Raw genomic sequence first — 510 nt, forward strand, 5'->3', positions numbered from 1 at the left:
CCCAACGACATGCTGCTGTGGGGCACCTTCACCGTCTGGGGCTTCGCGATGCTGGACCTGCTCGACGGCGCGATGGCCCGCGCCCGCGGGTACGGCACGGCCTTCGGGGCCGTCCTCGACGCGACCTGCGACAGGCTGGTCGACGGCGCGTTGTTCGCCGCGATCGCGTGGTGGTGCTTCGTCCACGACGACAACCGCCCGGCCGCGGCCGCCGCGTTGATCTGCCTGGTGCTCGCGCAGGTCATCTCGTACGTCAAGGCCCGCGCCGAGGCCTCCGGCCTGGAGGCGGACGGCGGGCTCGTCGAACGCGCGGAACGCCTGATCATCGCCCTCGTGGGAACCGGACTGCACGGTCTGGGCGTTCCGTACACCGTGGACATCACGCTCTGGCTGCTCGCGGTGCTTTCGGTGATCACCCTGCTGCAGCGGACAGCCGCGGTGGCCAAGGCGGCGAGGGCCGCCAAGGCCGCCGGGCCACCCGTCGCGGAGGGCGGGGTATGAGCGGGCTCT

General features: G+C 72.2%; 1 protein-coding gene. It reads left to right on the plus strand.

Annotation, left to right across the window (positions count from 1 at the left end; all coding sequences use genetic code 11):
* The coding region (gene pgsA / locus CFP71_RS40370) for a phosphatidylinositol phosphate synthase (protein WP_093939162.1) at positions 1–501 on the plus strand (501 nt) is incomplete at its 5' end.
* Between the last annotated feature and the right edge of the window lie 9 nt (positions 502–510).

Origin of the sequence: Amycolatopsis thailandensis (genome assembly GCF_002234405.1) — a bacterium.
GTDB classification, from domain to species: Bacteria; Actinomycetota; Actinomycetes; order Mycobacteriales; family Pseudonocardiaceae; genus Amycolatopsis; species Amycolatopsis thailandensis.